This is a genomic window from Secundilactobacillus similis DSM 23365 = JCM 2765 (genome assembly GCF_001311075.1).
Lineage (GTDB): Bacteria > Bacillota > Bacilli > Lactobacillales > Lactobacillaceae > Secundilactobacillus > Secundilactobacillus similis.
Genome location: NZ_BBAD01000097.1, coordinates 1 through 11,448 on the forward strand (window position 1 = coordinate 1; position 11,448 = coordinate 11,448).

Consider the following 11,448-nt stretch of genomic DNA (forward strand, 5'->3'; position numbering starts at 1 on the left):
CTTCCCGCGGCATCTTCCCACTATATAAAACCAGAATCACTGAATTTCACAAACGAGGCATGCTTACGCTGGACACAAGCGTAAACAAAAAAGGCTGCCAACCGGCAGCCTTTTTGTCATGCAAATTTCAGTTAACTATTCCGCATCGTCATCCGTCGTCGAATCATCATCTGATTCAGCACGGTCAACTAACCGGTCTAGTGAGGTATCACTATCATCATCAGTAGTGGTCGTTGCAGCATCAGCATCCGTTGAAGCAGCGTCATCTGCGTTGTCAGTCAACAATGCGTCTGAAGGTTCTTCATCGGGTTCTTTTTCCACAACCGCCATCGTAGCGACCTTGGCATCGTCATCCAACCGAATCAGGTGAACCCCTAAGGTTGCCCGACCAGTGGTTGAGACGTTTTCAACACCGAAGCGGATCATGACCCCTTTATCGGTGATCAACATAATATCCTCTTCACCGCTGACAGTCGTCAAGCCAGCTAATGGCCCGTTCTTGGCCGTGACGTTAATGGTCTTAATCCCCTTACCGCCACGCCCTTTAATGGCGTATTCGCTAGCCGGCGTTTGCTTACCATAACCCTTTTCAGAAATGATAAAGACGTTATCGTTTGGTCCTAAAATTGCGGACCCAACGACGTAATCATCATCGCGCAGGCGGACACCACGTACCCCAGTTGCTGAACGGCCCATTGACCGGACATCGCTAGCCTTAAAGCTAACGGCGTACCCGCCATGGGTCCCAATGATCATTGCTTGGTCGTCATCGACGATTGAAACGTTGATCAATTGGTCCTCATCCTTCAAACTCAAGGCCTTCAGCCGTTGCTTCGGATGTTGGCAAATTCAGCCACTGGCGTCCGCTTAACGGTCCCCTTCAAGGTCGTGAAGAACAGGTATTTCTCCTGATCGCCGGCCGCGTCAGAGACGTTAATAACGGCCTGAATCTTTTCGCCTGCTTCAATGTTCAGCAAGTTGATCACTGGGATCCCCTTAGCCGAACGCCCGTATTCAGGAATCTCGTAGCCCTTCATCCGGTAAACCTTACCGGCATTGGTGAAGAACAGGAGCACATCGTGAGTTGAGGTTGAAATCAGGTGTTCGATGAAGTCGTCATCGTGGATACCCATTCCTTGAATCCCACGACCACCACGGTTTTGCGCCTTAAATTCAGACGTTGGCAACCGCTTGATGTAGCCGTTGTGAGTCAATGAAACGATGACATCTTCTTCTTCAATCAAGTCTTCGTCTTCAAGACTCAGCACTTCACCGACGAGTAGTTCAGTCCGACGTTCGTCACCGAACTTGTTTTGAATCTCAAGCAATTCTTGGTAAATGATTTCGTTTTGACGGTCTTCGCTAGCCAAGATGGCTTCGTATTCGGCAATTGACTTCAACAATTCCGCATACTCACGCTCAACCTTGTCACGTTCCAAACCAGTCAGCCGAACGAGTCGCATATCCAAGATAGCTTGTGCTTGCTTTTCGGAAAGTGGGAAACGGGTAATCAGTTCCTGCTTGGCCACTTCAGCCGTCTGGGAACCACGAATGATCGAGATGATCTCATCAATGTGGTCCAGCGCAATCTGCAATCCTTCAAGGATGTGGGCCCGAGCCTTGGCTTTTTTCAGTTCAAATGCGGTCCGACGCTTGATAACTTCCAGTTGGTGTTCCAGGTAGTACTGCAAGATTTCTTTCAAACTCAAAACTCGCGGTGAACCCTTCACAATCGCCAACATGTTGAAGCCAAATGACGTCTGCATCAGAGTCATCTTGTACAAGTTGTTCAAGATGACTTCGGCACTGGCATCCCGGCGAACGTCAACCACGATCCGCATCCCTTCACGGTCGGATTCATCGTTCACATCGGTGATGCCTTCGATCCGCTTATCACGGGCCAATTCGGCGATTCGTTCGATCAAACGGGCTTTGTTGACCATATAAGGAATTTCGGTGGCAACGATACGTTGCTTGCCGTTCTTATCTTCTTCAATTTCAACTTTCGCACGCAGGGTGATGGTGCCTTTCCCGGTTTCGTAAGCTTTCCGAATGCCGGATTTGCCCATCACGACCCCACCAGTTGGAAAATCAGGTCCAGGTAAGGCTTCCATCAAGTCAGCGGTGGTGGCATCCGGATTTTTCATCAGGATGTGCAACGCACTGATAACTTCTGCTAAGTTGTGCGGTGGAATGTTGGTGGCCATCCCAACGGCGATCCCAGAAGCCCCGTTCACTAACAGGTTAGGGAAGCGCGCTGGTAAAACAGCGGGTTCCTTTTCTGAGCCATCGTAGTTAGGTTGGTAATCGATGGTATCTTTGTTGATATCACGCAACATTTCCATGGCAACCTTACTCAAACGAGCTTCGGTATACCGCATGGCAGCGGCGCCGTCACCATCGACGGAGCCAAAGTTCCCGTGACCATCAACTAACATGTACCGGTAACTAAAGTCTTGGGCCATCCGTACCATTGATTCGTAAATGGCGGAGTCCCCGTGGGGGTGAAACTTACCCATAACGTCCCCAACGATTCTGGCCGACTTCTTGTATGGCTTATCAGGGGTGACCCCCAATTCGTTCATCCCGTACAAGATCCGCCGGTGAACGGGTTTTAGCCCATCCCGGACATCGGGCAACGCCCGCGCCACAATAACACTCATGGCATAGTCCAAGAAGGATGTCCGCATCGTTGTCGCTAAATCGACGTCGGTGATCCGACTTGGTAATTCTTCATTAGCCAAAATACTTAACCTCCCAGCCTCGTATACGTTCTACTACTGCGTTATGAACAGCTTGTTGATAACCTGTGACTAACTCACTAAACGTCCAAGTTTTCAACGTAGCGTGCATTCGCTTCGATAAATTCGCGTCGTGGTTCAACCTTGTCGCCCATCAACGTTGTGAAAGCTTCGTTGGCTTCCGCAGCGTCACTTGGATCGACCCGTAATAACCGCCGCTTTTCTGGATCCATCGTGGTTTCCCACAATTGGCTGGCATCCATTTCACCAAGCCCTTTGTACCGTTGGATCACTGGTTTAGGCGATGGTGGTAGTTGCCCCATAATCTGGTCTAACTCTTCATCGGAGTCAATGTAACGACGCATCTTACCTTGGCGCACTTGGTACAGTGGTGGCTGGGCGATGTAAACAAAGCCAGCGTTCAACAGTGGCTGCATGTACCGGTAGATCAAGGTCAGCAACAGCGTCCGAATGTGGGCGCCGTCGACATCGGCATCGGTCATGATGATCAACTTGTGATAGTTCGCTTTCGCAACATCAAAGTCGTCCCCAAAACCAGTGCCCATTGCGGTAAACAGGGAACGAATTTCTTCGTTAGCCAAGATCTTATCCATGCTGGCCTTTTCAACGTTTAAAATCTTCCCACGAATCGGGAGGATAGCTTGCGTCAACCGCGAGCGACCCTGCTTAGCAGACCCACCGGCGGAATCCCCTTCGACGATGAATAATTCAGAAATTTCAGGATCCTTACTGGTGTTATCCGCCAGTTTCCCTGGTAAGTTGCTGATTTCAAGACCGCTCTTCTTCCGCGTGACTTCACGGGCGCGCTTAGCGGCAACCCGGGCTTTGGAAGCTAACAGGCCTTTATCCACAACCTTGCGAGCAATCGTTGGGTTTTCCATCATGAACTTCATGAAGTGTTCACTGAAGAGGTGGTCGGTTGCGGTTCGGGCATCCGAGTTCCCCAGCTTCGTCTTCGTTTGCCCTTCAAATTGAGGATCCGGGTGCTTAACGGAAACAACGGCCGTTAAGCCTTCCCGAACGTCTTCCCCACTCAAGTTAGGTTCGCTATCCTTCATCAAGTTGTTCTTCCGCGCATAGTCATTCACGATCCGCGTTAAGGCCCGTTTAAAGCCTTCTTCGTGGGTCCCACCTTCGTAGGTGTGAATGTTGTTCGTAAAGGTGAGCAGGTTGGAATGGTAATCATCCGTGTACTGCATGGCGACTTCAACGGTGATGCCCTTTTCTTCACCTTCGACGTAGATTGGTTCTTCAAACAACACGTCCTTACTCTTGTTCAAGTATTCAACGTAGTGCTTGATTCCGCCTTCGTACATGAAGGATTCTTCAGTTGGCGTTTCAGGGCGTTCGTCACGAATCGTGATCCGCAAGCCCTTGTTTAAGAAGGCCAGTTCCCGAATCCGAGTGGTCAACACCTTGATATCGTAAACCGTGGTCTCACGGAAAATATCTGGATCTGGCAGGAAGTGAACCGTTGTGCCGTGAACGTTGTCTGGGAGGTCTGTGTCGATCACCTTCATCGGGGTCTTCACCCGGCCATAAGCAAAGTCCATGTAGTAACGTTTGCCTTCTCGAACAACTTTAACGTCTAGTTCAGAGGACAACGCGTTCACAACGGATGCCCCCACACCATGCAGACCACCGGAAACCTTGTACCCGCCGCCGCCGAATTTACCACCGGCATGCAGAATCGTAAAGACAGTTTCCAAAGCGGACTTACCGGTCTTCTTTTGCGTCCCAACAGGGATCCCACGACCGTTATCCACAACGGTGATGCTGTTATCCTTTTCAACCGTCACGTGAATTGCGTCCGCAAATCCAGCAAGGGCTTCATCGATCCCGTTATCCACAATTTCCCAAACCAAATGGTGGAGACCTTGTGAACTCGTGGTCCCAATGTACATCCCTGGACGTTTCCGAACCGCTTCAAGCCCTTCTAAGACTTGAATCTGGCTCGCATCATATTCCCGAGCACGCTCTTTTTTAGTTTCTTGTTCATCAGCCAAGTGACTTCCTCCTTACTGTCAATCCCGGTATCCTACTGCTCATCAGTCTGGACCTGACCAGCACTAATGTTAAAAATCTTGGGTTCGTGAATCAGTTTCTGAGCAACGCCACTTAAACTTGGCGTTGTCAGGAAGGTTTGGACTTTATCCTGAATCGCCGTTAACAAGTGGGTTTGGCGCATATCATCCAGTTCTGATAACACGTCATCGAGCAACAGCACCGGGTATTCGCCGGTCTGTTCATGCATCAAATCGATTTCGGCTAACTTCACACTAAGCGCCGTTGTTCGCTGCTGACCTTGTGAGCCAAACTTCGAGACGTCGTTGCCGTTCACAAAGAACTTTAAATCGTCTCGATGGGGGCCAATTAAGGTCGTTCGTTGAAACAGTTCCTTATCACGGCGCTCTTGATACAGTTTCGTTAGCGCCGCACGAATATGGGCCACATCCACCAAATCGTCATCGGCCACGTTGTTCGCGTACCGAAAGACAAGTTCCTCTTTTTGTTGCGAGATTTCTTGGTGGATCTGAGCCGCCCAAACTTCTAGCTGTTTCAGTAACGTCACGCGTTGCGCAATGATCTCAGCCCCGTAGCCTGCTAGCTGGTCAGACAACACGTCTAATAAGACGAGATCCGACTGCTGTTTATTGCCGAGTTCCTTCAGGTACTTATTACGTTGCCGTAATATCGTCCGGTACTGTGCTAGGTTATACAGATACTTATGGCTCATTTGGCCAAATTCCATATCCATAAACCGACGCCGAATCTGAGGGGCACCCTTTACAAGGCTGAGATCTTCCGGTGCAAACAAAATCACGTTCAACTGCCCGACGTAAGCCGATAATTTGGCTTGTTCAAGGTGGTTGACCTTCGCTTTTTTGCCGTGCTTAGAAAGGTCTAACTCTAACGGTGTCACACCACTGCTCTTTTGAACTCGGCCCTTAACTTGAGCCGTCTCCGCCTGCCAACTGATCAATTCGCGATCGTTACTGGTTCGGTGACTCCGCGCTAAGGCCAAAAAATAAATGGCTTCCAGCATATTCGTCTTTCCCTGGGCGTTTTCCCCAAGCAAGACGTTCACGCCTGAGCCAAATGTGACGTCCAAATCTTCGTAATTGCGAAAGTGATGCAACGTTAATTCGTTCAATTCCATTGGCTAATTGCCCGGTTTTAAGCGAATAAAAAACAGTCCGACGTCTTTAACATCGACCGTATCTCCTGGATATAGTTTACGTCCGCGCCGATTGTCTGGTTCACCATTGACATCCACAGCATGTTCCTTTAAAAACCACTTTGCCTGACCACCAGAACTGACAACTGATTCTTCTTTAAGCAGTTGTCCTAAGGTCATGTATGGTGGTTTGATCAAAACTTCCTTCTTCACGGCTTCACCCACCTTCATTTTCCCTTATATTATACGCTTTTTTGGCCAAAGTACAGTTTCACTTTCGATACTGGCTATTTGAGCGATTTTAAGCCCATTCAAGGTATTTTGCCTAGGAAGCGCCAAAAACGCTTAGAATTTGAATTTCGCGTTTTTAGCCGTTTTAAGGCCAATTTTGGTAAATACCGAACTGTAATGGCCTATTAAGACGCTCTGAGGCGTCATTAACAGGCAGCTAGTTCAAATCAGCGACACTAAATTACTGAGTCAAACTTTGTCGTGACGGATGACGATTGCCACGTTAAGTGCTGATTCCTGATTAAAATACGCAACTTGACCAGCGATTGTTTTTAACTGCCCGTCAGTAACGTTCCGTTAGCAGACTAAAATCGTCACTTTTCAAAAAGTAACGTAGCGTTGCCTATCAAATTCAGTGCCGTTAGTTTTCTTTCACGCCACTAAAAAGCCCCCGTTCAGCACGTTACTGAGCGGGGCTTTTGCAATTCGGTTCGTTAACTAAAACGTCCGAACAGGGGTGATCAATTGCACAAAGTTGTCGCTATCTTCAGTTGGCACCAGCGTAAATGGCCGCAATGGTGACGTGAATGCGATTTTAATTGCCGTTTGACCAAACGAACGAAGGGCGTCCTTCATGTAGTCTGGGTTAAACGAAATTTCAAGTGCTTCACCGGTCAATTCACTTGGTGTCAGGCTTTCTTCAACGTTCCCAACGTCAGGCGAGTTCCCAAAAATGGTTGCCGTATCGGTTTCAGGATCCAGCGTTAACTTAACCACGTTGTTCCGTGATTCGTGTGACAACAGCGAAGCCCGTTCGATCGAAGCCAAAAGGGCCTTCGCGTCAAATTCCGCACTCGTTGTGGATTCTTTAGGAATCAAGCGAGACGTATCTGGGTAGTTACCTTCCAGCAAACGAGAGTAGAAGTAACGGTCGCCAATGGTAAAGAGGACTTGGTTTTCTGACAAGCGCATCTCAACATCGGGATTGTCATCCCCGATCATTCGAGACAGCTCAGTTAAGCTCTTCCCAGGAATGATGACGTCATACATGGCTGACGCAGCTTGTGGCAAGTTGATCTTACGTTGGCTTAACCGGTGACTATCGGTTGCAACGGCTAAAAGTTGGTCGTCAACTAACGTAAAATGCACCCCGGTTAAAATCGGGCGACTTTCTTGGTTTGAAACCGCGATAACCGTTTGGTTGATCAGTTCACGAAAAACGTTCCCTGACAGTGAAACGGCATCGGTGGCGTCAATTTCAGGTAAGTGAGGATAGTTGTTGGCATCCAAGCCGTTGATCGTAAATGATGCTGAACCAGAAGTGATCTCAGTTTGGAAGCCTTCTGTCACGTCTAACGTTAAGGTATCTTCTGGTAATCGCTTAACGATGTCGCTGAAGAACCGCGCTGGTAACACAATGGCACCAGTACTGGCAATCGCCAGTTGGTTATCTGGGTTATCCGCATGGATCAACGTTTCGATCGAAATATCAGCATCTGAACCAGTTAAGGTTAAACCAGCATCGTCAGCCACTAATTTGAGACCCGTCAAAATGGGAATCGTCGTCTTCGACGAGATCGCCCGTTGGACGTTGTTTAATTCTTTAATGAACGCAGCACGGTTAATTGTGAATTTCATTGTGTGAGCACTCCTTATAGTTCTTTATTAATTAATAAAAAGAAAAGTAGTAGTAGGGCAGTGGATAATGTGGATAAGTTAGCGGAACACTGATTGCTATTGGGTTATCCACATGTGTATAACTTGTGGATAGTTTTACTAGTTGTCCACAAGGCCGTTTGGCAGTACCTCCATCATAGCTTAAATAAGCGGGTAAAAAAGTAGTCGAGATGAATTCAATGTTCAAATCGATTACTTTTTTGAGTGACAGCGGTTACCGTTGAATCTCGGTCTTTAAATTGTCGATTTCAGCCTGAAGATCAGTGTCGGTTTTCAAAGCACCAGCGATTTTATCGTAGGCGTGGATGACAGTGGTGTGATCTTTACCACCAAATTCATTACCAATCTTAGGTAGGGAACTATCCGTTAACTCCCGGGAAAGGTACATCGCAATTTGCCGTGGCATGACGATGGCTTCATCCGTTTCTTACCCTTAAGGTCGGCCAGCGAGACGTGGTAGTATTTGGCAACTTTTTCCTGAATCAGCGGAATCGTGAGTTCGCTGGAACGGCGGTCAAGTTTAAGACTCTTCAGCGAACTGGCAACGAGTTCCGTTGTGATTGGCTTCTTAACGAGCTTGGAATAGGCGTGAACCCGCGCAAGTGCGCCCTCAAGTTCCCGGACGTTAGAATCGATGCGACCGGCAATGTAACTGAGGGTTTCGTCAGGAATATCGATTTGATCAGCTTCAGCTTTGGTCCGCAAAATCGCAATTCGCGTTTCCAAATCAGGTGCCGTAATATCAACGGATAAGCCCCATTGGAACCGGGAAACTAACCGATCCTGCAGCTTTGGAATCTCATCAGGCAAGCGATCAGATGTCAAAACGATCTGTTTGCCATCGTCGTGGAGCGCATTAAAGGTATGGAAGAACTCTTCTTGCGTGCCTTCCTTATCTGCGAAGAATTGAATGTCATCTACTAATAGGAGATCAACACTCCGATACTTCTCACGGAACTGTTCTTGCGTCTTCGACTGAATGGCGGTGATGAAGTCGTTGGTGAAGGCTTCACTCGTCACGTATTTTACTTTAGTTGTTGGATCATCAGCTAACATCTTGTTACCGATCGCGTGCATCAAGTGGGTTTTACCTAGGCCAACACCACCATAAAAGAAGAGTGGGTTGTACATGACGCCGGGTTCTTCTGAAACCACGAGAGCAGCTGCGTGGGCCATTTGGTTCCCTTTACCGATCACGAAGGTCTCAAAGGTGTACTTTGGGTTTAACTTCGCGTTTTGGCTCAGGGTGGCCGTTGCAGCTGCGGGTTGGTTCAGTGTGGATACCGTCGGGTCATCATCGGTCTCTACGACGAAAATCGGTTGGATATCGTCATGAGCGAATTCATAAGCAAATTCGATCAGTGGCTGCGTTAAGTTACTTTGCCAGTAGTCACGATGCAATTCTGATGGTAGCTTGATTGTCAGACGATGATTAGTAAGTTTAACTGGGACCGCAGTATCGATCCAAGTATTAAAAGCCGGCAACGACAATTTTTGGCGGAAGCCCTCCGTAATTGCGTGCCAGAGCGTGTCTAAATCAAGCACTGGTTTTCCTCCCCAATATTAAATGAATAAATTTAGTGTAGCATGGGTGAAAAAAGTTTTCCACAGTCTTTTCAACTTGTGGATAATTGTTCCACAGGGGTGGGATAAAGTTTTCCACAAGGCTGTGTATAACTTTTAATAAAGCTCTGTGAAACATTTTTATCCACAGGTTGTTGTGTAAAACAAATCCAGTAGTATCAAGTGTTTCACAGGATTATCCCCAGAATCAACAAGAAAAAATAGTTGAGAAACTACAGGCTGTGAACTAGTGGAAAACCTCGTGGAAAACGTGAGCGAGAAAGCGGTAAATTCACAGGTTATCCACAAGCAATTTCATGAAACAAATTTTATTTCCCACAAAAAAAATCAAGAAAAATGCAAAACGGGCTTTGAACTTTGGCAAAGGTATGCTATTATATTTTAGAAATGCATTTAAGATGTAAATAAATGGCTTCATGCCTGAGGATCAGGAGGTGTAATTTTATGAAGCGCACATATCAACCAAAGAAGCGTCACCGTTCACGCGTGCACGGTTTCCGCAAACGGATGGCAACTAGCAACGGCCGTAAGGTTTTAGCCCGTCGTCGTCAAAAGGGTAGAAAAGTATTGTCTGCATAGACCACTGACCGTTCAGTGGTCTTTTATTTTTATAGTGGGAAAAGCAGGCAGTAACGTTTTGGAGATGCATTATGCGAAAATCTTACCGCGTTAAAAAGGAAGCGGAGTTTCAAGAAGTCTTTGAAGCGCGTCAATCAGTAGCCAACCGGCAATTTGTGGTGTATCGGCTGGAACGGCCAGGGCAACCTCATTTCCGGTTGGTATCTCGGTCGGCAAAAAGATTGGCAATGCGGTTCATCGTAATTGGGTCAAGCGTCGAATTCGGCAGTCGCTCACTGAGCTCAAACCGGTTCTCAAGCAAGATGTTGATTTATTGGTAATTGCCAGACCAGCTGCGTCTGAGATGCCAATGAAGGAACTGAAGGGACACTTGATTCACGTGTTAAAGCTTGCAAAATTGCTTGATCATGATTACAGCGAGGAAAACCAGTGAAAAAATTAAAACGATTTGTGACCATGTTTGGGATCATCGGTTTAGCGGTTTTACTGACTGCCTGTGGCAATCAACCGATTACCGAACATAGTACGGGGCTGTGGGATGGCGTCATCCTATTGAACTTCTCGCGGGCCATTATTTGGTTAGCGCACATCTTCGGCGGTTACGGGATGGGGATCATTGTCTTCACCATCATCGTGCGGATCATCATCTTACCTTTGATGGTGTTCCAGACCCGAAGCATGCGCAAGACGCAAGAGATTCAACCACAATTAAAGGCGCTCCAAAAGAAGTACTCGTCCCGGGATCAAGAAACAATGGCCAAACTGCGTGAGGAGCAACAAAAACTCTACAGTGAAGCCGGCGTGAACCCGGTAGCCGGTTGTTTGCCAATGGTTGTGCAATTGCCAATTATCTGGCACTGTACCAGGCCATCTGGCGGACGGACATTTTGCGGTCCGGTCACTTCTTATGGTTGCAGTTGGGGTCACGGGATCCATACATTATCCTGCCAATCTTAGCTGCGGTGCTCACGTTCTTGAGTTCATGGCTGATGATGAAGGGGCAACCCGAATCAAACAGCATGACCACGATGATGACGGTCAGCACACCGATTATTATCTTCATCACCGCGTTGAGCTTACCAAGTGCACTATCACTCTACTGGGTAATTACCAACGCGTTCCAAGTGGGTCAAACCTTGGTAATCCAAAATCCTTGGAAGATCCGTCGCGAACGTGAAGAAAAATTACGCGAAGAGCGGGACCACGAACGTCAGGTCAAAAAAGCAGTGCGTCGAGCTAAGCAAAGTCGACGGAAATAGGGTTAGGGTTGCTGTTATGGCAGCAGGTTTAGCTTAAAAAAACACCTTCAAAACAACTTTGTGTTGGTTGCTTTGAAGGTGTTTTTTGTGGCGTTAAGAGGTGATGTTCTAGACTGATATATATAGCCGAAATGTGGTTCAAAATGCAGGTTTCGGCTGTGTAAGTTCAGAGTGGAAT

5 protein-coding genes and 4 pseudogenes are annotated in these 11,448 nt (G+C 47.6%); 3 read left to right on the plus strand and 6 right to left on the minus strand.

What is annotated here, in order from left to right:
- Positions 1–135: 135 nt before the first annotated feature.
- The 6 genes and pseudogenes from gyrA to dnaA all read right to left on the minus strand — a co-directional run bounded on the left by gyrA (position 136) and on the right by dnaA (position 9,393).
- Positions 136–2,690, minus strand: a pseudogene (gene gyrA, locus JCM2765_RS14590) (DNA gyrase subunit A).
- 131 nt (positions 2,691–2,821) lie between these two features.
- Complete coding sequence (gyrB, locus tag JCM2765_RS14595; RefSeq protein WP_054737353.1) at positions 2,822–4,768, minus strand: DNA topoisomerase (ATP-hydrolyzing) subunit B; 1,947 nt, start codon at positions 4,766–4,768, stop codon at positions 2,822–2,824.
- A 32-nt stretch (positions 4,769–4,800) separates the two neighbouring features.
- Complete coding sequence (gene recF / locus JCM2765_RS14600; RefSeq protein WP_054737354.1) at positions 4,801–5,922, minus strand: DNA replication/repair protein RecF; 1,122 nt, start codon at positions 5,920–5,922, stop codon at positions 4,801–4,803.
- A 3-nt stretch (positions 5,923–5,925) separates the two neighbouring features.
- Positions 5,926–6,171: a S4 domain-containing protein YaaA gene (yaaA, locus tag JCM2765_RS14605; protein WP_156301816.1), complete on the minus strand. Its 246-nt coding sequence runs from the start codon at positions 6,169–6,171 to the stop codon at positions 5,926–5,928.
- 498 nt (positions 6,172–6,669) lie between these two features.
- A complete protein-coding gene (dnaN, locus tag JCM2765_RS14610) occupies positions 6,670–7,809 on the minus strand; it encodes a DNA polymerase III subunit beta (protein ID WP_054737355.1) in 1,140 nt (379 codons plus the stop codon).
- 253 nt (positions 7,810–8,062) lie between these two features.
- Positions 8,063–9,393: pseudogene (gene dnaA, locus JCM2765_RS14615) on the minus strand (chromosomal replication initiator protein DnaA).
- A 483-nt stretch (positions 9,394–9,876) separates the two neighbouring features.
- Between dnaA and rpmH the strand changes: the two are divergent.
- The 3 genes and pseudogenes from rpmH to yidC all read left to right on the plus strand — a co-directional run bounded on the left by rpmH (position 9,877) and on the right by yidC (position 11,270).
- Positions 9,877–10,011 carry a 50S ribosomal protein L34 gene (rpmH, locus tag JCM2765_RS14620; RefSeq protein WP_054737356.1) on the plus strand — a complete coding sequence of 45 codons (135 nt, stop codon included), beginning with the start codon at positions 9,877–9,879 and terminating at the stop codon, positions 10,009–10,011.
- Positions 10,012–10,082: 71 nt separating this feature from the next.
- Positions 10,083–10,444, plus strand: a pseudogene (gene rnpA, locus JCM2765_RS14625) (ribonuclease P protein component).
- A pseudogene (gene yidC / locus JCM2765_RS14630) lies at positions 10,441–11,270 on the plus strand (membrane protein insertase YidC). Before rnpA ends, yidC begins: the two co-directional pseudogenes overlap by 4 nt.
- Positions 11,271–11,448 lie beyond the last annotated feature (178 nt).